Raw genomic sequence first — 25,069 nt, forward strand, 5'->3', positions numbered from 1 at the left:
CCGTCTTGTCGGCTATCCGGCAAGCGGTATTTCCGCATTAAATGTCTTTCCTGATTTCACCACACCATAGGCCAGTTGCAGCAACTTTCGCATCGCCGCACACACTCTTTCTTTGCCCGACTTCCCACGCAACTTCAGCCTTTCTGTTAAGTCTTTAACCACAACATTGTATTGGCCTGCCACTACCGCGGGCATGTATAACGCACTTCGCAGCTCACCGTGCCCCACTTTCGATAACCGGCTTTTCCCTTTAAACATCCCCGACTCACATCGCTGTGGATTCAGTCCTGCGTACGCTACCAGGGCCTTGCTGCTGGTGAACCGACGCAGGTTTCCTGCGAAGGCCAGCAGGCTGGAGCTCAGCATCTCTCCCACTCCAGGGATACTTTTTAGCAACTCGCTGTCCCGTTTCAGGTCAGGGTTATCATCGATGTGCTGACTGATTTTCTTTTTCGTTTCTCGTATCAGTTCATCCAACGTGGCGATGTGCTCATTGAGTGAAGGGACGATGACTGCTTCGGCCACCTCCAGGCGATTTTCTTCCATCTGACGCATCTCTTCCAGGTTCTTAAGATGCCTGACCAACGCGGTCAACTGGCGCTCGCTCAACGGGGCTGGGAACCACGGGGCAGGCTGATGCAGTGCGCAGTAGCGGGCTATCATCGCTGCATCGCTTTTGTCCGTTTTGTTCCGGGCCAGTTCTGTATTGCCGAAGGAATGGATACACGCCGGGTTCATCAGACTGACGTGGTAGTTGTTGTCTGCCAGATAAGTGGCCAGTTCCGTGCTGTAGCTCCCGGTGGCTTCCATACAGACATGACAGTCGCCAAAGCGGCTCAACCAGGCTGCGAACTCGCGGCATCCAGAAGGGGTATTGGCAAACTTTTTGGTTTTATACTTCTGATTGTCCAGCAGTACGGCGACATCAAATTTGTGTTTAGCGATATCAACGCCGACAGGGGTTCTACGCATTATGGCACTCCATAACCATGTCTGAAATTTATCGCCGGACCATCCTTATATGTAGGTGCTCATAGGCACAGGATACCGTTCGGTCTACAAGGCGACAGGGAAATAGACAGCCGGGGCACAATCTCTCCCACGGGCTCATAGGCACTAGGGTTAGGGGGAGCTCACCGGCTATCTCCCGATGATCAGTCGGGGATCTTCTCCGCTAAGGCGGAGAAGATCAAGACATAAGGGTTAGGGTGAGGGGTATCACATCAATCCCAGCTCAGCACCACTTTCCCCGACTGCCCGGAACGCATGGCGTCAAAGCCCTGCTGGAACTCATCAATCGAGAAACGGTGGGTGATGATCGGCGTCAGATCCAGACCGGATTGGATCAGTGCCGCCATCTTGTACCAGGTTTCGAACATTTCGCGGCCGTAGATCCCTTTGATAAACAGCCCCTTGAAGATCACCTGAGTCCAGTCAATCGACATATCTGAAGGTGGGATCCCCAGCATCGCAATACGGCCGCCGTGGTTCATGGCATTGAGCAACGAACGGAACGCCGGTGGCGCGCCGGACATCTCCAGGCCCACGTCAAACCCTTCGGTCATGCCCAACTCGGCCATCACGTCCGTCAGGTTTTCTTTGCTGACGTTTACCGCACGGGTCACGCCCATCTTGCGCGCCAGCTCCAGGCGATATTCGTTCACGTCGGTGATCACCACGTGGCGTGCGCCAACGTGTTTACATACCGCCGCGGCCATAATGCCGATTGGGCCTGCGCCAGATACCAGCACGTCTTCCCCAACCAGGTCGAAGGAGAGCGCGGTATGCACGGCGTTGCCAAACGGGTCGAAGATCGAGGCCAGCTCGTCCGAGATATTGTCCGGGATTTTGAAGGCGTTAAACGCCGGGATCACCAGATATTCGGCAAAAGAACCTGGGCGGTTTACGCCCACGCCGGTGGTGTTGCGGCACAGATGCGTACGGCCACCGCGGCAGTTACGGCAGTGGCCACAGGTGATGTGCCCTTCGCCAGAAACGCGATCGCCAATGCTGAAACCTTTGACTTCCTGACCGATGGCGACCACTTCACCCACATATTCGTGGCCCACGACCATCGGTACCGGAATGGTTTTCTGCGACCATTCGTCCCAGTTATAGATATGCACATCAGTACCGCAGATAGCGGTTTTGCGGATCTTAATCATGACATCGTTGTGGCCCAGCTCAGGCTGAGGCACATCGGTCATCCAAATACCTTCTTCCGCTTTCAGTTTTGCTAATGCTTTCATCGAATTACCTTATGCAATAACGCCAAGCGTCTTACCGATGCGGATAAACGCCTCAACGGCACGTTCAATCTGCTCCGGTGAGTGATCGGCTGACATCTGGGTGCGGATACGTGCCTGACCTTTTGGCACCACCGGATAGAAGAAACCAGTAACGTAGATGCCTTCCTTAAGCAGTGCGTTGGCGAAATCCTGCGCCAGTTTTGCTTCACCCAACATCACCGGGATGATGGCGTGATCGGCCCCGGCAAGCGTAAAGCCCGCTGCGGTCATTTTTTCGCGGAACAGGCTGGCATTGGCCCAAAGGCGATCGCGCAGGGCGTCCCCGTCTTCGAGCAATTCCAACACCTTAATCGACGCTGCCACAATGGCCGGCGCCAGCGAGTTGGAGAACAGATAAGGGCGTGAACGCTGGCGCAGCCACTCCACCACCTCTTTCTTGCCAGCGGTATAGCCGCCGGAAGCGCCGCCCAGCGCCTTACCCAAGGTGCCGGTGATGATATCGACGCGGTCCATCACTTCGCAGTATTCGTGCGTCCCACGCCCGTTGGCGCCGACAAACCCCACAGCATGGGAATCATCGACCATCACCAGCGCATCGTATTGGTCCGCCAGATCGCACACGCCCTTCAGGTTGGCGATCACGCCGTCCATGGAGAACACCCCGTCGGTGGCGATCATGATGTGGCGCGCCCCGTCCGCCTTGGCCTGCTTCAGTTGCTCGGCCAGTTCACTCATGTCGTTATTGGCATAGCGATAGCGCTTGGCCTTGCACAGGCGTACGCCGTCGATGATCGAGGCATGGTTCAGCGCGTCGGAAATAATGGCGTCTTCCGGGCCCAGCAGGGTTTCAAACAGGCCACCATTGGCGTCAAAACAAGAGGAGTAGAGGATCGCATCTTCCATTCCCAGGAAATCGGCCAACTTTTGTTCCAGTTGCTTATGGCTATCCTGTGTACCACAGATAAAACGCACTGACGCCATGCCGAAGCCATGGCTATCCATCCCGGCCTTTGCCGCCTCGATAAGCGCCGGGTGGTTAGCCAGCCCGAGATAGTTATTGGCGCAGAAGTTGATCACCTGGCGACCATCAGCCACCGAGATATCGGCCTGTTGGGCAGAAGTGATAATGCGCTCTTGTTTAAACAGCCCTTCGGCGCGAGTGGTAGCAAGCTGCTGTTCCAGCTGCTGGTAAAAAGACGCAGACATTCGGTCATCTCCAGGATAGGGGCATTTTCGGCATATTTTACTGCGTTGCCGGCAAACTGACGACATTCCGCCGCAGAGAATCTGAAAATTGCAGCAGATATCACGGCAAACCGGCGCATAGTGTAACGGCACGGGATATTAAGAGCCGTACCGATGTTCCCAATGGCATGAAATGCTATTATAGGCAGCATATAGGGTGGGGCATTGTGCACCACCGGGAAGAACACAGGGGTAAACCCAATGATTATCGTCACTGGCGGCGCTGGCATGATTGGCAGCAACATCATCAAGGCACTGAATGAAAACGGATATCGCGATATCCTAGTGGTGGATAACCTGAAAGATGGCACCAAATTCGTTAACCTGGTCGACCTTGATATCGCTGACTATGTCGATAAAGAAGACTTTATCGCCAGCATCATGGCCGGTGACGATCTGGGTGACATTGACGCCATTTTCCATGAGGGTGCCTGTTCCTCTACCACCGAGTGGGATGGCAAATACATGATGGATAACAACTATCAGTATTCCAAAGACATCCTGCACTACTGCCTGGATCGTCAGATCCCGTTCCTGTATGCCTCTTCCGCTGCCACCTACGGCGGCCGCACCGATAACTTTATCGAAGAGCGTCAGTTTGAGCAGCCGCTGAACGTTTACGGTTACTCCAAATTCCTGTTCGACCAATACGTGCGCGAGATCCTGCCAGAAGCGGATTCGCAGGTGTGTGGCTTCCGTTACTTCAACGTTTACGGCCCGCGTGAAGGCCATAAAGGCAGCATGGCCAGCGTCGCGTTCCACCTGAACAACCAGATCAACCGTGGCGAAAATCCAAAACTGTTCGCCGGCAGCGAAAACTTCAAGCGTGACTTTATCTACGTCGGCGACGTGGCGGCGGTCAACCTGTGGTTCTGGAAGAACGGCGTATCCGGCATCTTCAACTGCGGTACCGGCCGTGCGGAAACCTTCCAGGCGGTGGCCGATGCGGTAGTGGAATACCATCAGTCCGGTGCCGTGGAATACATTGAATTCCCGGAAAAGCTGAAAGGCCGCTACCAGGCTTACACCCAGGCCGATCAAACCAAGCTGCGCGCTGCCGGTTATGACGCACCGTTCAAAACCGTGGCTGAAGGCGTGAAAGAATACATGGCCTGGTTGAATCGTCCCGCTTAAGCGCTGAAGGAAGTTACTCACGGTATGAAAATACTGGTCATTGGCCCTTCGTGGGTTGGCGATATGATGATGTCGCAAAGTCTCTACCGCACCCTGAAGGCCGAGCACCCGTCGGCAGAAATCGATGTGATGGCACCTGCCTGGTGCCGTCCCCTGCTGGCGCGGATGCCCGAAGTCAACCAGGCATTGGCAATGCCGCTGGGCCACGGTGCCCTGGCATTGGGCGAACGCCGCCGTCTTGGCCATGCGCTACGCGCTAATGGTTATGACCGTGCCTATGTGCTGCCCAACTCATTCAAGTCTGCCCTGGTGCCCTTCTTTGCCAACGTGCCGCAGCGTACCGGCTGGCGCGGCGAGATGCGCTATGGCCTGCTCAACGATCTCCGCGTACTGGATAAAGCAGCATTCCCATTGATGGTGCAGCGCTATGTCGCACTGGCTTATGACAAGCAGCGGATACAGCGCGCCGAAGATCTGCCGCAGCCGATACTCTGGCCGCAGTTGCAGGTCAGTGACGAAGAGATTGCCGAAACCACGTCGGCGTTTAATCTCACCGATCACCGGCCCATTATCGGTTTTTGCCCAGGCGCCGAATTCGGCCCAGCCAAACGCTGGCCGCATTACCATTACGCCACGCTGGCACAGATGTTGATCGACGCAGGCTATCAAATCGCCCTGTTTGGCTCAGCCAAAGACCACGAGGCCGGTGAGCAGATCCGTGACGCATTGGCAGAAAAGTCTCGCGATTTCTGCTTCAACCTGGCCGGGGAAACCCAGCTCGAACAGGCAGTGATCCTGTTGGCCTCTTGCCGGGCCGTGGTCAGTAACGATTCCGGCCTGATGCACGTTGCAGCAGCGTTGAATAAACCTCTGATAGCCTTGTACGGGCCAAGCAGCCCGGACTTCACGCCGCCGCTGTCCCATCAGGCCAAGGTGATCCGCCTGATCAGTGGTTATCACAAGGTACGCAAAGGCGATGCCGACCAGGGCTATCACCATAGCCTGATCGACATCCAGCCACAGCAGGTGTTAGACGCGCTGACGCCGTTATTAGCCGCCAGCGAGGAATAATCATGCAGGTGCTGATCGTAAAGACCTCTTCGATGGGGGATGTGCTCCATACGCTGCCGGCCTTGACCGACGCGATGCACGCCATCCCCGGTATCCGCTTCGATTGGGTAGTGGAAGAGGGGTTCAGCCAGATCCCTACCTGGCATCCGGCAGTGGATCGCGTGATCCCAGTGGCCATCCGCCGCTGGCGTAAAAATTGGTTCGGCAGTGAAACACGCCAACAGCGCTGCGATTTCAAGCGCCAGGTGCAGGAGCGCGACTATGACATCGTGATCGATGCACAGGGCCTGATCAAGAGCGCGGCGTTGGTGACGCGCATCGCGCACGGCAGCAAACACGGCCTGGACTGCAAAAGCGTCCGCGAGCCTTTTGCCAGCTGGTTCTATAATCATCGCCATGAGATCGACAAGCAGCAGCATGCGGTGGAACGCATTCGCGAGCTGTTCGCCAAGAGCCTGGGATATGCAAAGCCGCAGAGCACAGGTGATTACGCCATTGCCGCTCGTTTTCTAAGCCAACCACCCGCCGATGCCGGGCAATATCTGGTGTTCCTGCATGCCACTACGCGGGATGAAAAACACTGGCCGGAGGAAAACTGGCGCGAACTGATCGCGCTGATCGCTCCGAGCGGCATAAACATCAAGCTACCTTGGGGGGCTGAGCACGAACGCCAACGCGCTTTACGGCTGGCAGAAGGGTTTGAACACGTTGAAGTGTTACCCAAGCTCAGTCTGCAACAGGTTGCCGAAGTGCTGGCTGGGGCAAAAGCCGTAGTGTCGGTCGATACCGGATTAAGCCACCTGACCGCCGCGCTGGATCGCCCGAATATCACCCTGTTCGGCCCGACCGATCCGGGGCTGATCGGCGGTTACGGGCAGAATCAGCACTCACTGATTTCGCCGGAAAAAAGCATGGCCACCCTCACCGCCGACGCCGTTTGGACAGAACTGCAAAAGGTTATTGCATGAAAAAGCTGCATATTATCAATTTAGGCAAGATGGGCGGGGTTGAGCGCCTGTTCCTGCAGTATATCAATGATACCCACGACGGCAGTAACGAGGTGATTTGCGTCAGCAGCGAAGTTGGCGAAGAGATCCGCCAACAGATGCCGAACCAGCAGGTCACCTTTGCCAACCGGCTGTTCAATTCGCTCCCTCTGCGTTGCCCACAGTTCCTGCGCAAATACCTGCTGCAAAGAAAAATCGAGCGGGCAAACGCCGACGTCATTATCGTGTGGGATCTGATCCCAGGGCTGGCGGCCAAGCCCAAGCGTGGCAAACTGGTCTATTATGATCATGGTTGCTCATGGCGCTACGCCAAAAACCACAAGACCTTGCGCTTCTTCGCCATGCTGGATGGCATGATTTCTGCCTCCCATGCCTCAAAACGAGTGATGGAGCTGCGCTTTAATCTGCCTTGCCCGAATCCGGTGGTGATCAACCGCATCAAAACGCCTAGCGGGATCGGTGAAACGCCAAAATCATTGGCACAGCCGATCAGGATTGGGACTGCCTCGCGCCTGGTGAGCCTGAAAGGCATCAGCGTTTCTCTGCTGATGATGCAGGAGCTACTGCGCCGTGGGCACGACGTTTATCTGGAAATTGCGGGCAAAGGCCCGGATCGGACAGCGTTTGAAGCCCTGGCAGCCAAGCTGCAGCTCGGTGAGCGGGTGGTTTTCAGCGGCTTTCAGGATAACGTGGCAGATTTTTTCAACCGCACACAAATCTATATGAGCACGCCGATCACCGAACCCTTCGGCTTATCCTGCATGGAGTCGCTCTATTTTGGCGTACCGGTGATTTTCCCCATGGTAGACGGCCAGCCGGAAGCGGTGAAAGACGGCTACTGCGGCATTGGCTTGACGCCGACGGTATCCATTGAAGAGCACCAGCGGTTAACCGGCATCAAGGTCGATTTCCCACACGAGGTTTACGATCCCCTCTCCGACAGCCTGGTCACGCCGAAGCTGTTGTCGCATATCGATTGTGCGGATGCGGTAGAGAAACTGCTGGTGGCAGAAACCTACCACCAGATGAGCCAGAATGCCCGGCACTACCCCGCTCAACATTTCAGCTATGCTCTGTTCAAAACAGAATTCGACGACACGCTGCAATCCTTTATTGCTTAACCGTAATGTGAGCCGGAAACCTTACTCCATGTTTAAAGAAACAGCCCCGCACCCGATTTTCAGCTACCTGATCTATCTGGGATGCGCCATTGCCTTTTGTACCATCCCTTTTGGCTTCGACACGGGGCGTAACCTGTTTTATGTCTCCAGCTATATTTCCTTTATTGCCGTTTGTCTGCACTTAAGGTACTTCCTGAAAAACAAAAGAAACCTGATCCTGCCGCTGCTGTTTTTCTGCGTAGGCATGGGGACGATTTTCTGGATGAACCATTTCAAGCAGCCCGGCGAATACATCAATATTTACCGCTCGTATATGTCGACCGGTAAGCTGCAGATTGCCACAGCGTTTATTTTGTTGATCGCACTGAACGAGCGTCTTTGCATGCAACGTGCCTTCATTGTCGTAGCTCTGGTCTGTGGTTTGGCCGTCAATGGCTATGCGCTTTATCAGGGCCTGCAGTTAGATATCTCGCGCGTGGAGCTTAACTTCGACCGGGCTACCGTCGTTGCCTACCTGATGACCGCCATCAGCCTGGTCATGATGAAGGCGATACTGATGCTGCGGACCAAGTATCGCATCCCGCTGTACGTGGTTGGCTTCCTGCTCACCTTCTCCACTCTCATCCTAACAGGGACGCGGGCGGCCATACTGGTGTACCCCGTTGCCATCTGCCTGTCGCTGTTGGCAACCAAAGACCTGGTGACCCGCAAGCATAAGATCCAACTGGTCGCCTCGGTGCCTTTATTGCTATTGGCCTGCGGTTTCGCCTTTAAGTCACAGATAGAACAGCGTGTTGCCGATTTCAAAACCAATCTGCAGATGATCGACCAGCCCGAAGTGGATAACTCGATTATTTCCCGCCTGACGATGCAGGTCATTGCCATACGCACCGGCTCGCTTGCGCCAATGGGACAATCTGCCGAACAGCGTGGGGAAGAGATCCGCGCCATCGTTGCGCAGGAGCCGCGGTTGTACGGGGTAACGCCTTACATCAACGTGCATCTGCATAACGAACTGCTGGAAACCTATTCGCTCAAAGGCCTTTGGGGAAGTTTGTTGTTACTGGCGCTGTACATCGGCCTATTCATCTCCTCATTTAAGCCGTATCGCAATGCGCTGTTGCTGGGGGTGACCTTCAGCCTGTTTGTCTACGGGCTTAGCGACGTTATCTTCTTCAGTACCGAAGGCACGGCAGTCTTCTGCCTGGCCATCATCGCCAGCGTGCTGTCGGTGAAAAAGCGTCAGGAACCGTCGGTATGAGTTCGTCACCGATGCTGCTCAGCTTTATTGTGCCGGTATACAACAATGAAGACTTTGTCATCGCCAGCCTGAGCTCGTTATACGATCAGATCGGTGATGATATTGAAGTGGTGATTATCGATGATGGCTCAAGCGATGCGTCTGCGGCCCTGGTGAGCCAATTCCTGGCGGCAAGACAGCACCCGCATAGCAAATTCATTACTCAGGCAAACGGCGGCGTTGCCCACGCCCGTAATGTCGGTTTGCAACACGTCAGTGGACGCTACGTCGCATTTCTGGACGGCGATGACCTGCTGAGCAGCGACTATCTGGCGATCCTGCGCCCGCTGTTACTCAAAGGCAGAGATGACCTGATTGATTTCAACTATCAGAAATTCTCTGGAAACCCGCCAGCAGTGCCCGCCAATAGCGAGATACGCTACCGTAGCTACGATTTCGAACAGCACGGCCTGGCCAGTCTGAAGCCGCTGTTTGAACACTCAATGTGGCACGTCTGGAGCCGGATTTACCGGCGTACGCTGCTGGCTGGGGAAACGTTCGAAAACGGCCGCCGCTATGAAGACGTTATCTTCACGCCGTTCCAATATTTCAAAACCCGCCACATCGCGCATCTCGACCACCCGCTCTACTTATATCGGGATAATGACCGTGGGATCACCCGCAACATCCGGGCGAAAGATAGTGAAGATATGCTGTTTGCCATGCAGAAGATGCTGCGCTTCGTGGACGCTCATCGCGGTGATGAGCCACTGCGGCAGCTGGCTGCCCTGATGCTCGCCAACGCTTTCTCGGAGTTAAAGGCCATGTCGAAGGCGGTCTACGGCTATTATCGCTACCCGCCGGAAACCCTGGCGATCCTGCGCCAAACGGCGGCCCTGTGTAGCAACAGCGACGTTCCGCACAAGAAAGTCCGCCAGATGCGCTTCGCGCGCGTGGATAGCTGCCTGTCTAAAATCCGTCGCTGGCTGAAGAAACGCACCGGGTAACCGATGCGTTTTTTTCTCAAGGGTTCAGTGGTACGTGAGCCACGATCTCATCAAAAACCCGCTGCGGTTGTATGACACCCACCGGGCCTTCCGCTTCCAATGGCATGGTGTAGCCCGTGCGTGACTGATGAATGATACGGTGCAGTTGGTGATCCTGGATCGGCCCGGTTGAGCGCGGGTCTGCGGTGACAAACAGGCTGATGGTCTTGGTTTTCAGGGCCACCGCCAGATGAAGCGGCCCGGTATCTCCGGTCACCAGCACATCCAGGCTACTGATCAGCGTCAGCGCTCCTTGCAGCCCGGTTTTGCCGATCTGGTTGTCAACGCAAGCCTGGGTATTGGCATTGATCAGCCGCTGGAACTGCTGGGCTTTTCCTTCTTCCATCGGCGCACCAATCAGCACGAAGCGCATGTTGTCATAGCGAGCAACCAGCATATCCGCCAGTTTGGCAAAGTGCCCCACCGGCCAGCAGCGTGATTCTGTTGAAGCGCCTAGCTGGAAACCAATGGTGCAGAAATCAGGATTTTTACTGCCTGGCGTATAAGGTGCCGGTATTTCCATGGTCGGATCGTCGCTACGGCAACCCAGAATAGAAACCAGCTCCAGCTTACGGCGGATAAAGTGGCCGTAATAATGAAATACGTAGTTGGTCAACCAAGGCTCCAGCCCACAGATCCCCGAGCTGTAGTTATCCCGGATGACATATTTGGCCCCGGCCATAATGGCGCTGATAATGTCATAAGGCAGATGTGAATGCATGATCAGCGCCAAATCAGGCTGATGCTCACGCAACGATTTCAACAGCGGCCCCAGGGTCTTTATTTTGCTATTCCAGTAGACTACGCGATCGTAATAGCGGCCGTTTTCTACCAGTTCCCTATTCTTTTCATGTACCACCAGCGTGATATGCGCTGCCGGGTAGCGTTCGCGCATCGCTCTTAACACCGGGGTATTGAACATGAAATCCCCCAGTGCCGTCGTGGAATAAATCACGATATTCTCGAACTGGAGACGGCTGTCGAAAGTCGCTGGCGGCTGGAAACGGCCGTGCTTTGCCGTATAGCGCCGCAAGAACCAGTCAGCGGCCTTGATTTTCCATTTTTTTGACATGTTAATTCACTTTCAGTTGATAGTATTCAGCCAAGGTCATGCCAACCGTGCGCTGTTGCAACCAGGCAAACAGCAGCTCCAAATCGCGATATAACGCGTCAATATCCTGCTCGGTCTTGAACGTCGGGCTGCCTCCCGGCATAAACTCGGAGGAGTGCAGCATAAATTCGACGTAATCGTGCCCCTGTGCCAGAGAGCGTTCGACCACCAGCTTCATCTTGTCCAGATTGTTACCGGAGGGACGCAGCCAATGCACCGACGGCGAACGCTTTTTACCCCGCAGGCGGTCATAGCCCTGTTTCACCGCATTCATCAGCGCCGAATGTTTATACTGAATGCTCATTGGCACTTCCAACAGCGTGGAATTACCGGGTTTGGCGATATTGGCCGGATCGATAAAATAGGCCTGCGAGGGGAAATGGCGATAGTCGGTCCCGCCGTTGCCCTGCGGATTGCCGGGCGAATACTGCCAGTTAACGCGCGGAGTGACGGAACAATCGACCTGATAGCCATATTCCAGCAGCAATGAGGCATAAAACTCATTAAACGCCCAGCGCCCGGCACGGTGGCTGAGCATCTTGGTCTGGAAGGTATCTTCCAGCAGCTTGGTCATATGATCGACCTTGGCACGAATTTGATCGGCCGGGTATTCGATCAGATAGGGTTTATGCCGCCAGTCATCATCGGTGAGCGGCGTCAACGGTGGGCTGTTCCAGGCGTGCAGATGCATGCCCACTTCGCCGGTGCCGCGTGCTATCACGTCGCGGGCAAATTCAACGTACTGGGTATCCACCGCCATTTCATAGTTGGTCAGATAAACCGGCTTGCAGGCATATTTTTCACACAGCGCCTGAAAGCGCGGCAAAAAACGCGTGTTCTCGGTCGAAATGCGATCGTGGTTTTGCCACAGATTATCGCCTTCGGTATCAATCGTGATAAGAAACGCCGGTTTAGTCATACATTGGGAACCTGATAGTCACAGATTTACATTATGTTACGCAGCCCCATTCCTCAGGGCAAACGACTTTATCGCCTCGTTTGGACAACATTGAGCCGTAATTGTCACTCTATGCCACTATTTTTTTCTGTGCAGGCAAGAAAACCGAGCAACAGTAGCCACATGCAATCGGGTCATTTAGAATCAAAGATTGGTTTCCCTGAAAGCGACTGACTATGAACGACGCGCCAGCCCCTGTTTCTGCCACGCCCATACAGCGTATTCTGATCGTCAAGCTGCGCCATCATGGCGATATGCTGCTGACCACTCCGGTCATCAATACGCTGAGGCAGAACTATCCCGATGCTCAAATCGACATCCTGCTGTACAAAGAAACGCAGGAGATGTTGGCGAGCAACCCGGCGCTGTCGCAAATCTTTGTCATCGATCGCCAGTGGAAAAAACAGGGCACCAAGGCACACTTGGGTCACGAACTGCATCTGATCCGTCAGTTGCAGGCACAACGCTACGATCTGGTGGTCAACCTGGCCGACCAGTGGCGCAGCGCGTTGATTACTCGCCTCACCGGTGCCCGCATTCGTCTGGGATTCGATTTCCCCAAACGCCGTGGCTTCCTGTGGCGTTACTGCCACACTCAGTTGGTGCCGGTAGCCGGGCACGAGCATCTGCATACCGTTGAACAAAATCTCTCGCTGCTGCAACCGCTGGGTTTACCTGAGCAAAACCAGCAGGTCACCATGAGCTACAGCCCACAAGATTGGCAGGCCAGCCACCAGCTTTTGCAACAAAATGGCGTCACCGGCAGCTATATCGTGGTACAACCCACGTCGCGCTGGTTCTTTAAATGCTGGAGCGAAGAAAAAATGGCGGCCACCATCAGCGCATTGCAGGCCGAAGGGCACCAGTTGGTGATCACCTCAGGGCCGGATGCCAAAGAGCAGGACATGGTGGCGCAAATACTGAAACAGTGCCCACAACAAGGGGTGGTTTCTCTGGCCGGGCAGTTGACCCTGCGTCAGCTGGCGGCGTTGATCGACCATGCCAAACTGTTTATCGGGGTAGATTCAGTCCCCATGCATATGGCGGCGGCATTACAAACGCCCTGCGTGGCGCTGTTCGGGCCATCCAAGCTGGTATTTTGGCGCCCCTGGCAGGTTATCGGCCAGGTGATTTGGGCCGGGGACTACGGCAGCCTGCCGGACCCGGATGCCATCAATACCGGCACCGATGAGCGCTACCTGGACCTTATTCCTACAGACGTGGTGATTGCAGCCGCGCGGAGCACGCTTGCATGAAAGCATTTCGCCTGGCGATTGTCCGCCAAAAATACCGCCCGGATGGCGGGGCAGAACGATTCGTTTCCCGTGCCCTGGAGGCGCTGGAACAACAAGATCTGGATCTGAACGTCATCACCCGCGAATGGCAGGGGGACGTTAACCCTAACTGGCACATCCACCTGTGCAACCCGATGAAGTTCGGGCGCATCAGCCGCGAACGCGGTTTTGCCGAAGCGGCTAGAGCCCTGTGGCAGAAAGAGAGCTTCGATCTGGTGCAAAGCCATGAACGCATCCCCGGCTGTGATATCTATCGCGCCGGTGACGGCGTCCATCGCCGCTGGCTGCTGCAACGGGCACGCCTGCTGCCGGAGTGGCGGCGCAAATGGCTGTTCTCCAACCGCTATCACCGCTATGTGATGTGTGCCGAACGCGCCATGTATGCCGCGCCAGAGCTGAAAGCGGTGATCTGCAACGCCGAGATGATCAAACGGGAAATCATCGCCGATTTCGGCGTGCCGGCCGATAAAATCACGGTGATCTACAATGCCATCGACAATCAGAAATTTTTACCGGCCAATGAGCAACAGCGGCAGCAGTTGCGGGCGCAGTATCAGATCCCGCAACAGGCGCACTGTCTGATCTTTGTCGGTTCAGGCTTCGAACGTAAAGGGTTGGCAGCCGCAATTCGCGCCGTAGCCGCCACCGACAGCTACCTATTGGTGGTGGGTAAAGATAAAGCAGAAAAACGTTACCGCTCACTGGCACAAAAGCTGGGTTGTGGTGACCGGGTGCGCTTCATGGGCGTGCAGAAACAGACGCTGCCGTTCTATCAGGCCGCCGATGCCCTGTTGCTGCCAACGTTGTACGATCCGTTCCCCAACGTGATTTTGGAAGCCATGTCATGCGGGCTCCCGGTGATCACCAGCACCACCTGCGGTGGCGCTGAGTTCATCACTCCTGGGCATAACGGCTTTGTCTGTGATGCATTGGACGTCAGCGCCCTCACCGATGCTATCGTTGCACTGCCACGGCAAGCCTTGGGATCGAGCATGGGAGAGGCGGCGCGGTTGCGTATCATGTCGGCCACGCCAGCACACCTCTCAGAACAGCTCATATCGTTGTATAACCGACTGCTGGACTAACTTATGCGTATTCTGATGATTATCGACGGCCTGCCGGGCGGCGGAGCAGAAAAGGTGGTACTGACCCTGTGCCAGGGCATGCAGCAGTTGGGGCATGATGTCAGCCTGATCTCATTGCGGGACGTCTGCAACTACCCGATCCCCACCGGCATTAATTATCAGGTGCTCAGCGATAACTGCCGATCGCCTTGGCGTAAGCTGACCGAGCTGGCACGCCGCGCCGCGATGTTGGATCGCGCGGTTGCCGCCAACGAGCAGCAGCACGGCCGTTACGACCTGGTGTTCTCCAACCTGCACAAGACCGATCGTATCGTCAGCCATAGCAAAGTGCTGGACAGCACCCGGCTGTGGTTCTGCATTCACGGCATTCTGTCCACCTCCTACCTCGGTCACCGTACCGGCCTCGATCGCTGGCTGAAAAGCCGCAAGGTCGCGGGTGTCTACCAACGGCAGAATATCGTTGCCGTCTCACAGGCGGTGGGCAACGATCTCCAGCAAAATCTGGGGATTGCTCCTAACCGGCTGGCGGTGATCAACAACCCGTTTGATATCGCCGCCATCGAACAGCAGGCAGCAGAGCCTTGTGAGCTGGCAGGCAAAGACTATCTGGTGCACGTAGGCCGTTTTCATCCACATAAACGCCACGACCGCTTGCTGAAAGCCTACGCACTGTCTGGTATCCAGGCCCCTTTGGCGCTGGTGGGCGCCGGTAATGAAGCGCAAATCAACGAGACCAAACGCCTTGCCGCAGAGTTAAACATTAGCGATCGCGTGCTGTTCCTCGGTTTTCAGGCCAATCCCTATCCCCTGATCAAACACGCCGCGATGCTGGTGCTCAGTTCAGACAGTGAAGGGTTCGGTAACGTGCTGGTTGAAGCCTTGCTGTGCGACACGCCGGTCGTCAGCACCCGTTGCCCTGGCGGGCCTGAGGAAATTCTGGAAAAAGCGGGGTTAACCCGTGCGCTAGCGGAATTAAATGAAGCCTCACTGGCGGAGAAAATGGCAGAGATTTATGCTCATCCGCCGGTCATTAATCACCAGCAGCTGCTGAGCTATGGCCTGGAGCCTATTTGCCAACAGTATCTGGCGTTAAAGAAATAACTCCAGGCAGGTTTACCCTGCCTGGTTGTTAATTAATTCAAGGCCTGTATTTCTTGCCACACCTCATCGACGGTAACATCGACGCAATCACCCGACTCGGTTTGCAGGATCCGATATTGTCCGCTCCACGGATGCCAAGACTCTTTATCCGTATCGCCAAAGAAGACCACCATGCTTTTATTCAGTGCCGCGGCCAGATGCATCTGGCCACCGTCGCTGCACAGCACCCTGTCGCATAGCTCGAAACCGGCCAGTAACTCGCGTACCGATGCTGTTGGGTAAAGCGCTACCCTTTCGTTCTGGCAGCCAGCCAACAGCTGCTCCGCCCGCTTTTGATCGCCGATGTCATCAGGCGTTAGCGTTCCCTGTGGTGACCAGAAGATCAGCACGCCAGTGGTAGGATCGGCAATCAGGCGGTTGATGATTTCGGCGTAGCGCTCAATGGGCCAGCGCCGTTTCGGACTGCGGCTGCTGATATGCACGGCAAATACCCGCTCAACCGGGGGCAGCAGACTGTGTAAACGTTGCTGCGCTTGGTGCTGTTCTTCCGCAGTGAGGAAGACCTTCACCGGAGGAATGGCAATGGAGCGATCGGTGATGGCAGACAGGTAGCTGAAGGTGTGTTCCACCTGATGCTTGCCGTGAAAATCCGCCGCGCGGAAAGGGTGATGAATTTCACTGGTACCAAGATCTGCACCGATAATATTTTTAACCCCGGCCATTTTTGCCAGGCGCAGGCTATATTTGCACGGTACCGGATTAGCCAGAATAGCCGCATCAAACTTAATTTTTCTCAGCTGCAAAAATATCATCAGCCGTTCAAAATAGACCCCAAGGGTGGTCTCATTCTTAGCCTTGTGTTTGGCCTTCTTATAAACAAAAACCTTGGTGAGATGCGGGTTATTTTTCACCACATCCTGGCTGACTTTATTGATAAGCAGATAGAGGTTGGCGTCAGGGTAAGCGGTTTTCACCCCTTCAATCAGCGGGGTGGTACACACGAGATCGCCAATATTGTCGCGGCGGATAATTAAAATATTCTTCATTACAAACCTATCGGCGACATCTCTCGCCTGTTGTCCCAACCTGACACCGAGCCACCAAGTTAGCGCCTTTCCCTTCCGGTTATGGTACTATTCTGGATAACCCATATAAATGAAATTGATAGAATGCTGCTCCGTTTATATCAGGTACTACTCTACCTTATCCAACCCCTGATCTGGCTCCGCTTACTGCTGCGCAGCCGCAAAGCACCAGCCTACCGTAAACGCTGGGCGGAACGCTATGGTTTCTGCGCCGGGAAAGTAGTATCGGGCGGCATTATGCTGCATTCCGTTTCTGTTGGCGAAACCCTGGCGGCGATCCCTCTGGTTCGCGCCCTGCGCCATCGTTACCCTTACCTGCCGATTACTGTGACCACAATGACGCCAACGGGTTCCGAACGGGTGCAGTCAGCTTTCGGTAAAGATGTGCATCATGTCTACCTGCCTTACGATCTGCCGGGTTCGATGCGCCGTTTCCTCGACCAGGTGGATCCCAAGCTGGTGATCATCATGGAAACCGAGCTGTGGCCCAACCTGATTAACGCCCTGCACCAGCGCCAAATCCCGCTGGTGATTGCCAACGCGCGCCTTTCCGCCCGTTCGGCGGCTGGCTACAAGAAAATCGGCGGTTTTATCCGTGATATCCTGCGCCGCATTACTCTGATCGCTGCGCAAAATCAGGAAGACGGCGAGCGCTTTATCGAACTGGGCCTGAAGCGTTCACAGCTGACCGTCACCGGCAGCCTGAAGTTCGATATCTCCGTAACGCCAGAGCTGGCGGCCAGAGCCGTTACGCTACGCCGCCAATGGGCACCACGCCGCCCGGTGTGGATCGCCACCAGCACTCACGAAGGTGAAGAAACCATTCTGCTGGAAGCCCACCGCCGGCTGCTGGAAAAGCACCCCGACCTATTACTTATCCTGGTGCCACGCCATCCGGAGCGCTTCCCAACCGCCAAAGAGCTGACGCAAAAAGCGGGCTTCAGTTACACCACCCGCAGCAGCGGCGAAATCCCTTCCGGCAGCACGCAGGTGGTGATTGGCGATACCATGGGCGAACTAATGCTGCTGTACGGCATTGCCGATCTGGCCTTCGTCGGTGGCAGCCTGGTTGAGCGCGGGGGACATAATCCCCTGGAAGCGGCAGCCCATGCCATTCCGGTGTTGATGGGCCCACATACCTTCAACTTCAAAGATATCTGCGCCAAACTCTCCGAAGCAGGCGGGATGATCACCATCAGCGATATCGATTCCTTGGTGAAAGAGATAGAAACGCTGCTGACCGATGAAGATTATCGCCGCTATTACGGCCGCCACGCGGTTGAAGTGCTGTATCAGAACCAGGGGGCGTTGCAGCGCCTGCTGCAGTTGTTGGAGCCACACCTGCCGCCACGGAGCCACTGAATGAGCCACCGTAACAGCCTGTCGGTAGTGATGATCGCCAAAAACGAAGCCGAGTTGCTGAGCGAGTGCCTGCAATCGGTCGCCTGGGCTGATGAAATCATTGTGCTAGATTCCGGCAGTACCGACGGTTCCGTCGCTTTGGCGGAAAGTCTGGGTGCCAAAGTGTTTGTCCATACCGACTGGCAAGGCTTCGGCAAGCAGCGGCAGAAAGCACAAAGCTACGCCACTCAGGATTACGTGCTGATGATCGACGCCGACGAGCGCGTCACGCCAGAATTGCGCCACTCCATTGAGCAGGTATTAGCCAACGCCGACGATAACGTCGTCTACAGCCTGGGCCGCCGTAACCTGTTTCTTGGCCGCTTTATGCGCCACAGCGGCTGGTATCCCGATCGGGTCAACCGGCTGTATGCCAATCAGCGCTATCGCTATAACGACGACCTGGTCCATGAATCCCTCAACACCGGCGGTGCAAAAGTCGTGCCGCTGCAAGGCGATCTGCTGCACCTGACCTGCCGTGACTTTTTTGCCTTCCAGCGCAAACAGCTGCATTACGCCGAGCAGTGGGCAATCCAACGCCACCAGGCCGGTAAGCGCTGCGGTTATCTGTCGATCCTCACCCACACGCTGGGAGCGTTCTGCAAAACCTGGCTGCTGCGGGCCGGTTTCCTCGACGGCAAACAGGGCTTGCTGTTAGCCGTGGTCAACGCGCAATATACCTTCAATAAATATGCCGCACTGTGGGCATTGGGCCGCAACTATTCAGAGAAGTAAACCATGAGCAGCAAAGCCATCTACCCAGGTACCTTCGATCCAATGACCAACGGCCATTTGGACCTGGTCACCCGAGCCTCACTGATGTTTGATCACGTGATCCTGGCCATTGCCGCCAGTTCGAGCAAAAAACCGCTGTTTTCGCTGGAAGAACGCGTTGCCCTGGCCACGCAGGTGACCTCTCATCTGGATAACGTCGAGGTGCTGGGGTTCAGCGAGTTGATGGCGCACTTCGCCGCCCATCAGAACGCCAATATTCTGATACGCGGCCTGCGTGCGGTATCCGACTTTGAATATGAATTGCAGCTGGCGAACATGAACCGCCATCTGATGCCAACGTTGGAAAGCGTGTTTCTGATGCCTTCCGAGCAGTGGTCATTTATCTCTTCTTCCTTGGTGAAGGAAGTGGCACGCCATGGCGGCGACATCGCACCGTTCTTGCCGGATGTCGTCACCAAAGCGCTGATGGAAAAGCTGGCCGCGCAGTAATCATCGCTGGCAGCGGCGGCAGAAGAAGGTGCTGCGCTGCCCGTGTTTGGCGCTCTCGATCGGTGTGCCACAGGCGCGGCAAGGTTCACCTGCCCGGCCATAGACCTGCAGTTCCTGCGCGAAATACCCCGGCTTACCGTCCGACTGCAGGAAGTCACGCAGCGTTGTTCCCCCTTGTTCAATTGAACGCAGCAACACCGCCTTGATCGTTTCGGCCAACAGATCCGCCTGCGCCTTGGTCAAGGATCCCGCCTGACGATCTGGCAGGATCCCGGCGGTAAACAGCGATTCGCTGGCATAGATATTCCCCACGCCAACCACCAGCTTGTTATCCATCAACCAAGGCTTGATCAGCGTACGCTTATTACGGGACTTCTCGTACAGGTAGGCGCCATTGAACTCTTCACCCAGCGGTTCCGGGCCAAGATGAGCCAACACGTTGCTGGCGGCCAGATCGTCACACCATAGCCAGGCACCAAAGCGGCGCGGGTCGGTGTAGCGCAGGATAAAACCGTTGCTCATCACCAGATCGACGTGGTCATGCTTACCTGGCTCGATTTCCTCTGCCAGCATACGCAAGCTGCCAGACATCCCCAGATGCACGATAATCCAGCCGTGGTCCAACTCGATCAGCAGATACTTGGCACGGCGCTGTACGCTGCGCACCGGCCGATCGCTCAGCGCCAGGATCTGCTCGGAGACCGGCCAACGCAGGCGAGCGTTACGCACCATCGCATACTGGATGGTATGGCCAACAAGATAAGGCTCGATACCACGGCGGCTGGTTTCGACTTCTGGTAATTCAGGCATGACTGGCTCCCTCTCCGTTTGCAACCCCTATAAAATGAAAAAACCCGGCCGAGGCCGGGTTTTCATTAATCCACTAAAATTATTTAATTTTAGCTTCTTTGTAGATCACGTGTTGACGGACAACTGGATCGAATTTCTTCAGTTCCAATTTTTCCGGCTTAGTACGCTTGTTCTTCGTGGTGGTATAGAAGTGACCAGTACCAGCAGAAGAAACCAGCTTGATCTTCTCGCGAACACCTTTAGCCATGATGCAGTTCCTTAATACTTCTCACCACGGGCACGCAGATCGGCCAAGACCGTCTCAATACCCTTCTTATCGATAACACGCATACCTTTAGCAGATACACGCAGAGTTACAAAGCGCTTCTCAGCCTCAACCCAAAAACGGTGTGAGTGCAGGTTAGGCAGAAAACGGCGTTTGGTCGCGTTCATTGCGTGGGAACGGTTGTTACCGCTCACCGGGCGCTTGCCAGTAACTTGGCAGACTCGTGACATGTCTTATTCTCCAAAAATCAAATCAGCTCGAGCTTCGTATAGGGTATGGCCGCCTCGTCAGGCTTTTAGAGCCCATCTCAGCAAACTTCATACTGAGGAGACTCTCGTCATCAGGTCAGAAACCTCACATCAGGTTGGAAACCTGCTGAGATAGGCTCTTAACGCCAAACCCAAGATTCTCAAAGGTGGCGTAGTATACGCTCTGAAGCGTAAGTGCTCAAGTCCCGAACAGCTAAAGATCCCTCAAGGATCGCGAAAAAGTTGCTTATAGCCATCCGCGCTCGGCAAAAGAGACGCATTCACCCCGGCCTATCACCAAATGATCGAGCACTCGGATCTCCAATAACCGGCAGGCATTAACCACTTGCTCGGTTATCAAACGGTCGGCGTGACTGGGTTCAGCCTTACCCGAAGGGTGATTATGCGCCAGAATGAGGGCTGCTGCATTAGCCTTCAACGCCGCACGCACAATTTCTCTTGGGTGGACAACGACGCTGTTGATGGTACCAGCAAACATCTCCTGATGGCGAATAACCCGGTGCTGATTGTCTAAAAACAACACTAAAAACACCTCTCGCTCGTGGTGAGCCAGCAAACTGTGCAGATAATGCTGGGTAATTTTCGGGTTCAGCAGCGCGTTTTCCAGCAAATGGGGGCCGGAAAACAGCCGGAAGGCCAATTCGGAAATTGCCTGCAGCTGCGCATAGGTGGCAATCCCCAACCCTTTCTGACTATGAAACTGTTCGTAGTCCGCCGAAACCAAGTGATACAGCGAACCAAAGTGCGTCAGCAACTGTTCGGCCCGCTGTGAGACGTGAACCCCAGGTAGCCCGGTTCGCAAGAAAATTGCCAACAACTCCCTATCGGAGAGCGCCGCAGCACCATCACGCATCAATTTTTCCCTGGGTGCCAAAGCCCCAGGCCATAACGACATATCCTGATTGCTCATTGCCACCTCCCTGCCTGCTACAGCAGCATGTCACGGGGAATTTCATCGTGCGACAGGTGATTGATAATATTGCGAAGTGTTACGAAAACCCGCATGTAACTGGCTGCATACACAGCAGAATCGCTCCACCTGGCAGCGGTTATGCTAAAATGTCCGCCTCTTTCGGATTTCAATCGGACAATCATGATGACGGGACTTTCCGGCAAACATATTGTGCTTGGCATCAGTGGCGGTATCGCCGCTTACAAATGCCCTGAGCTGGTGCGCCGCCTGCGCGACAGAGGCGCCGAGGTAAGAGTGGTGATGACCAGCGCTGCCAAAGCCTTCATTACCCCACTGACGCTGCAGGCCGTTTCCGGCTATCCGGTTTTCGACGATCTGCTGGATCCCGCAGCAGAAGCTGCCATGGGCCATATTGAATTGGGCAAATGGGCCGATCTGGTGATCCTGGCTCCGGCCACCGCCGATCTGCTGGCCCGCGTTGCCGCCGGCATGGCCAACGATCTGCTGACCACGGTCTGCCTGGCTACCGATGCTCCGATCGCGGCAGCACCGGCCATGAACCAACAGATGTATCGCGCAGCCGCCACTCAGGCCAATCTACAGACCCTACAAGGGCGTGGTGTGCTGCTGTGGGGGCCTGACAGCGGTAGCCAAGCCTGTGGTGATATCGGGCCTGGCCGCATGCTGGATCCGTTGGCGATAGTGGAACTGGCTAACGCTCATTTCTCTGCGCCGCAGGATCTGCAACATTTAAAGATTATGATCACCGCAGGCCCCACCCGTGAGGCACTGGATCCGGTGCGGTTCGTCAGCAACCACAGCTCCGGCAAGATGGGTTTTGCTATCGCCAAGGCCGCCGCCGCTCGCGGTGCGCAAGTCACGTTGGTCGCCGGGCCAGTCAGCCTGCCTACGCCGCCTTGGGTAACCCGTGTGGATGTCGTCAGCGCGCTGGAAATGCAGCAAGCGGTACAACAGCACGCCGCGCAGCAGAACATCTTTATCTCCTGCGCTGCCGTGGCGGATTACCGGGCAGAACAGATTGCCGATGAGAAAATCAAAAAGCAGGGTGATGAAATCATCCTCAAGATGATCAAGAATCCAGATATTGTCGCGGGCGTTGCCGCGATGAGCAAAAATCGTCCCTTTGTCGTCGGGTTTGCGGCTGAAACCCAGAATGTGGAAGAATATGCGCGACAAAAACTACTGCGTAAAAAACTGGATTTAATCTGCGCTAACGATGTATCGCTTGCAGAGCACGGTTTTAACAGTGATACCAATGCCCTGCATCTTTTTTGGCAGGATGGAGACAAGCGCCTGCCGCATAGCGACAAGGCACTCCTTGGCCAACGTTTACTAGACGAGATAGTCAGCCGTTATGATGAAAAAAATCGACGTTAAGATCCTTGACCCACGTATCGGTCAAGATTTCCCACTGCCGACCTATGCCACCCCAGGCTCTGCCGGGCTTGATCTGCGTGCCTGTCTGGACAGCGCGGTTGAGCTGGCACCAGGCGAAACCACCCTGCTGCCTACCGGCCTGGCTATCCACATCGCCGATACCGGTCTTGCTGCAGTGATCCTGCCGCGCTCCGGTCTGGGCCATAAGCACGGCGTCGTGCTGGGTAACCTGGTTGGCCTGATCGATTCCGATTATCAGGGCCAACTGATGGTATCCGTATGGAACCGTGGCCAGAAATCCTTCACTATCGAGCCGGGTGAACGCATCGCACAGATGGTATTTGTGCCGGTAGTGCAAGCCGAGTTTAATCTGGTGGAAGAGTTCGATAGCAGCGAACGGGGTACCGGTGGTTTTGGCCACTCCGGTCGCCAATAGAACCTGCCCGTAACCGAATGATTTACAGGGATGGCGCCTGCAACCGCGCCGCTTGCAATGCGGCACGGTTGGTCTGGCAATTGAGAGTAACGCACGGAGAATAAGGGTCTGAAAGACCTGTTAGCCATTACACCGTACAACAGCGATCTTATAAGCCGCACAGAGTTTACTCTGCAACGGCCGGTGCGCGGGTTTTCGCAAATCTATACCCGAAGAGATTGAGGGGATAAGCCGTTTTAGCAAGGGTCTAATCAAACATGGCAGAAAAAGAAAATACCAAAAGGAATCGGCGTGAGGAGATATTGCAGGCGTTAGCCCAGATGCTGGAATCCAGCGACGGCAGCCAGCGCATTACCACAGCCAAGCTTGCCGCAAACGTTGGTGTCTCTGAGGCTGCCCTTTATCGGCATTTCCCCAGCAAGACGCGGATGTTTGATAGCCTGATCGAGTTTATTGAAGATAGCCTGATAACGCGCATCAACCTGATCTTGCAGGATGAAAAAGAGACGTTCAACCGCCTACGCCTGATTGTATTGTTGGTACTGGGGTTTGCAGAACTCAACCCAGGCCTGACCAGGATCATGACCGGCCACGCGCTGATGTTTGAGCAGGATCGCCTGCAGGGCAGGATCAACCAGCTGTTCGAGCGGATTGAAGCGCAACTGCGTCAGGTGTTGAAGGAACGTAAGCTACGGGAAGGAAAGGGCTTTATCGTCGATGAGACCTTGCTGGCCAGCCAGATCCTGGCTTTTTGTGAAGGGATGCTGTCGCGCTATATTCGCTCTGAATTCCGCTACCGCCCAACGCAGGATTTTGATGCACGCTGGCCGCTGTTAGCGGCGCAACTGCAGTAACAAGTATCGCCGGGTTCAACCCGGCGCTATTATTTTAAACCCCGTACTGCTCGCGATATGCCTTCACGGCCACTAGGCTTTCGGCCATTTCCGGCTGCTCTTCCAGGTAAGCAATCAACTCCTTGAGCGTAATAATCGAGATCACTTTGCAGTGATAATCACGCTCCACTTCCTGGATTGCAGAAATGTCGGCACGGCCACGTTCCTGACGATCGAGAGAAATCAGCACACCTGCCAGGCTGGCGTTATGGGCACTGATAATTTCCATCGATTCGCGGATGGCCGTCCCGGCGGTGATCACGTCATCTACCAGCATCACACGCCCCTGCAACGGGCTGCCTACCAGCGTACCGCCTTCACCATGTTCCTTGGCTTCCTTACGGTTGAAGCAATAAGGCACATCGAGATTGTGATGTTCTGCCAATGCCACTGCGGTGGTGGTCGCGATCGGGATACCTTTGTAGGCTGGGCCAAACAGCAGATCGAACTCGATGCCGGAATCCACCAGCGCTTCGGCATAAAAACGCCCTAACAGCGCCAGATCACGCCCGGTATTAAACAGGCCGGCATTGAAGAAATAGGGGCTGGTACGGCCGGATTTCAGGGTGAACTCGCCGAATTTCAATACCTGCTTGCGGAGCGCAAACTCGATAAACTGGCGCTGGTAGGCTTTCATTACTGCTTCTCCTAATTGGGTCGATAACTTTGGTTCTATTTTCCGGGCATAAAAAAGGCGACTGCTTGGTCGCCT

26 protein-coding genes are annotated in these 25,069 nt (G+C 55.2%); 15 read left to right on the forward strand and 11 right to left on the reverse strand.

The features are described from left to right. Positions 1 to 12: 12 nt before the first annotated feature. The 3 genes from KGP21_RS28030 to kbl form a co-directional block, all read right to left on the reverse strand. Positions 13 to 972 carry an IS110 family transposase gene (locus KGP21_RS28030; protein WP_059199085.1) on the reverse strand — a complete coding sequence of 320 codons (960 nt, stop codon included), beginning with the start codon at positions 970 to 972 and terminating at the stop codon, positions 13 to 15. A gap of 251 nt (positions 973 to 1,223) precedes the next feature. Then, positions 1,224 to 2,249 (reverse strand): L-threonine 3-dehydrogenase, encoded by a 1,026-nt coding sequence (gene tdh / locus KGP21_RS28035; protein ID WP_021181859.1) that lies wholly within the window; start codon positions 2,247 to 2,249, stop codon positions 1,224 to 1,226. A gap of 9 nt (positions 2,250 to 2,258) precedes the next feature. Further along, positions 2,259 to 3,455, reverse strand: coding sequence for a glycine C-acetyltransferase (gene kbl, locus KGP21_RS28040; protein ID WP_179248763.1), 1,197 nt, complete (start codon positions 3,453 to 3,455; stop codon positions 2,259 to 2,261). Positions 3,456 to 3,695: 240 nt separating this feature from the next. On the opposite strand from kbl, the gene rfaD reads away from it, so the two are divergent. From rfaD to KGP21_RS28070, 6 genes are read left to right on the forward strand one after another with little or no spacing between them, the layout of a single operon-like run. Further along, a complete protein-coding gene (gene rfaD / locus KGP21_RS28045; RefSeq protein ID WP_021807264.1) occupies positions 3,696 to 4,628 on the forward strand; it encodes an ADP-glyceromanno-heptose 6-epimerase in 933 nt (310 codons plus the stop codon). A 24-nt stretch (positions 4,629 to 4,652) separates the two neighbouring features. Further along, complete coding sequence (gene rfaF, locus KGP21_RS28050) at positions 4,653 to 5,699, forward strand: ADP-heptose--LPS heptosyltransferase RfaF (protein ID WP_223536648.1); 1,047 nt, start codon at positions 4,653 to 4,655, stop codon at positions 5,697 to 5,699. 2 nt (positions 5,700 to 5,701) lie between these two features. Next, positions 5,702 to 6,667 (forward strand): lipopolysaccharide heptosyltransferase RfaC, encoded by a 966-nt coding sequence (rfaC, locus tag KGP21_RS28055; RefSeq protein WP_021181855.1) that lies wholly within the window; start codon positions 5,702 to 5,704, stop codon positions 6,665 to 6,667. Further along, positions 6,664 to 7,827, forward strand: coding sequence for a glycosyltransferase (locus KGP21_RS28060; protein WP_223536650.1), 1,164 nt, complete (start codon positions 6,664 to 6,666; stop codon positions 7,825 to 7,827). Before rfaC ends, KGP21_RS28060 begins: the two co-directional genes overlap by 4 nt. 28 nt (positions 7,828 to 7,855) lie before the next feature. Continuing rightward, positions 7,856 to 9,088, forward strand: coding sequence for an O-antigen ligase (locus KGP21_RS28065; RefSeq protein WP_021807268.1), 1,233 nt, complete (start codon positions 7,856 to 7,858; stop codon positions 9,086 to 9,088). Next, positions 9,085 to 10,074: a glycosyltransferase gene (locus KGP21_RS28070; RefSeq protein WP_223536652.1), complete on the forward strand. Its 990-nt coding sequence runs from the start codon at positions 9,085 to 9,087 to the stop codon at positions 10,072 to 10,074. The genes KGP21_RS28065 and KGP21_RS28070 overlap by 4 nt, the downstream gene beginning before the upstream one ends. A 16-nt stretch (positions 10,075 to 10,090) precedes the next feature. On the opposite strand, the gene KGP21_RS28075 is transcribed toward KGP21_RS28070, so the two are convergent. Then, complete coding sequence (locus KGP21_RS28075) at positions 10,091 to 11,185, reverse strand: glycosyltransferase family 9 protein (protein ID WP_021181851.1); 1,095 nt, start codon at positions 11,183 to 11,185, stop codon at positions 10,091 to 10,093. A gap of 1 nt (position 11,186) precedes the next feature. Next, entirely contained in the window at positions 11,187 to 12,143 is a 957-nt protein-coding gene (locus KGP21_RS28080; RefSeq protein ID WP_059199339.1) for a polysaccharide deacetylase family protein, read from the reverse strand. A 215-nt stretch (positions 12,144 to 12,358) separates the two neighbouring features. Here KGP21_RS28080 and rfaQ point away from each other — a divergent pair, with 215 nt between their 5' ends. Genes rfaQ through KGP21_RS28095 form a run of 3 tightly spaced genes read left to right on the forward strand, consistent with a single transcriptional unit; the run spans position 12,359 to position 15,663 of the window. Continuing rightward, the gene (gene rfaQ / locus KGP21_RS28085; protein ID WP_024527877.1) at positions 12,359 to 13,438 is read left to right on the forward strand and encodes a putative lipopolysaccharide heptosyltransferase III; all 1,080 of its coding nucleotides are present in this window, start codon (positions 12,359 to 12,361) and stop codon (positions 13,436 to 13,438) included. Next, entirely contained in the window at positions 13,435 to 14,562 is a 1,128-nt protein-coding gene (locus tag KGP21_RS28090) for a glycosyltransferase family 4 protein (protein ID WP_094981578.1), read from the forward strand. The genes rfaQ and KGP21_RS28090 overlap by 4 nt, the downstream gene beginning before the upstream one ends. 3 nt (positions 14,563 to 14,565) lie before the next feature. Continuing rightward, entirely contained in the window at positions 14,566 to 15,663 is a 1,098-nt protein-coding gene (locus tag KGP21_RS28095) for a glycosyltransferase (RefSeq protein WP_223536655.1), read from the forward strand. 32 nt (positions 15,664 to 15,695) lie between these two features. On the opposite strand, the gene KGP21_RS28100 is transcribed toward KGP21_RS28095, so the two are convergent. After that, positions 15,696 to 16,709, reverse strand: a complete 1,014-nt coding sequence (locus KGP21_RS28100) for a glycosyltransferase family 9 protein (protein ID WP_094981576.1) — start codon at positions 16,707 to 16,709, stop codon at positions 15,696 to 15,698. Positions 16,710 to 16,832: 123 nt separating this feature from the next. On the opposite strand from KGP21_RS28100, the gene waaA reads away from it, so the two are divergent. Genes waaA through coaD form a run of 3 tightly spaced genes read left to right on the forward strand, consistent with a single transcriptional unit; the run spans position 16,833 to position 19,373 of the window. Continuing rightward, a complete protein-coding gene (gene waaA, locus KGP21_RS28105) occupies positions 16,833 to 18,110 on the forward strand; it encodes a lipid IV(A) 3-deoxy-D-manno-octulosonic acid transferase (RefSeq protein WP_223536658.1) in 1,278 nt (425 codons plus the stop codon). Continuing rightward, positions 18,111 to 18,884 carry a glycosyltransferase family 2 protein gene (locus KGP21_RS28110; protein WP_021807276.1) on the forward strand — a complete coding sequence of 258 codons (774 nt, stop codon included), beginning with the start codon at positions 18,111 to 18,113 and terminating at the stop codon, positions 18,882 to 18,884. 3 nt (positions 18,885 to 18,887) lie between these two features. After that, positions 18,888 to 19,373, forward strand: a complete 486-nt coding sequence (gene coaD / locus KGP21_RS28115) for a pantetheine-phosphate adenylyltransferase (protein ID WP_021807277.1) — start codon at positions 18,888 to 18,890, stop codon at positions 19,371 to 19,373. Here the strand turns inward: coaD and mutM are convergent, their stop codons facing one another. The 4 genes from mutM to radC all read right to left on the reverse strand — a co-directional run bounded on the left by mutM (position 19,374) and on the right by radC (position 21,627). Beyond that, positions 19,374 to 20,183: a bifunctional DNA-formamidopyrimidine glycosylase/DNA-(apurinic or apyrimidinic site) lyase gene (gene mutM, locus KGP21_RS28120; protein ID WP_094981573.1), complete on the reverse strand. Its 810-nt coding sequence runs from the start codon at positions 20,181 to 20,183 to the stop codon at positions 19,374 to 19,376. 79 nt (positions 20,184 to 20,262) lie between these two features. After that, a complete protein-coding gene (rpmG, locus tag KGP21_RS28125; RefSeq protein ID WP_004392084.1) occupies positions 20,263 to 20,430 on the reverse strand; it encodes a 50S ribosomal protein L33 in 168 nt (55 codons plus the stop codon). Positions 20,431 to 20,441: 11 nt separating this feature from the next. Next, positions 20,442 to 20,678 (reverse strand): 50S ribosomal protein L28, encoded by a 237-nt coding sequence (gene rpmB / locus KGP21_RS28130; RefSeq protein WP_004931195.1) that lies wholly within the window; start codon positions 20,676 to 20,678, stop codon positions 20,442 to 20,444. A gap of 265 nt (positions 20,679 to 20,943) precedes the next feature. Beyond that, positions 20,944 to 21,627: a DNA repair protein RadC gene (gene radC, locus KGP21_RS28135; protein WP_024527869.1), complete on the reverse strand. Its 684-nt coding sequence runs from the start codon at positions 21,625 to 21,627 to the stop codon at positions 20,944 to 20,946. Between the two features lie 183 nt (positions 21,628 to 21,810). Here radC and coaBC point away from each other — a divergent pair, with 183 nt between their 5' ends. The 3 genes from coaBC to slmA all read left to right on the forward strand — a co-directional run bounded on the left by coaBC (position 21,811) and on the right by slmA (position 24,318). Further along, complete coding sequence (gene coaBC, locus KGP21_RS28140; protein ID WP_021807279.1) at positions 21,811 to 23,028, forward strand: bifunctional phosphopantothenoylcysteine decarboxylase/phosphopantothenate--cysteine ligase CoaBC; 1,218 nt, start codon at positions 21,811 to 21,813, stop codon at positions 23,026 to 23,028. Next, the gene (gene dut, locus KGP21_RS28145) at positions 23,006 to 23,464 is read left to right on the forward strand and encodes a dUTP diphosphatase (protein ID WP_039996197.1); all 459 of its coding nucleotides are present in this window, start codon (positions 23,006 to 23,008) and stop codon (positions 23,462 to 23,464) included. Before coaBC ends, dut begins: the two co-directional genes overlap by 23 nt. 257 nt (positions 23,465 to 23,721) lie before the next feature. After that, positions 23,722 to 24,318, forward strand: coding sequence for a nucleoid occlusion factor SlmA (gene slmA / locus KGP21_RS28150; protein WP_094981571.1), 597 nt, complete (start codon positions 23,722 to 23,724; stop codon positions 24,316 to 24,318). 34 nt (positions 24,319 to 24,352) lie between these two features. Here slmA and pyrE read toward each other — a convergent pair whose 3' ends face one another. Continuing rightward, on the reverse strand, positions 24,353 to 24,994 hold the full coding sequence (pyrE, locus tag KGP21_RS28155; protein ID WP_059199331.1) for an orotate phosphoribosyltransferase: 642 nt from the start codon (positions 24,992 to 24,994) through the stop codon (positions 24,353 to 24,355). Between the last annotated feature and the right edge of the window lie 75 nt (positions 24,995 to 25,069).

The organism is Serratia sp. JSRIV004, assembly GCF_019968705.1.
GTDB lineage: Bacteria > Pseudomonadota > Gammaproteobacteria > Enterobacterales > Enterobacteriaceae > Chania > Chania fonticola_B.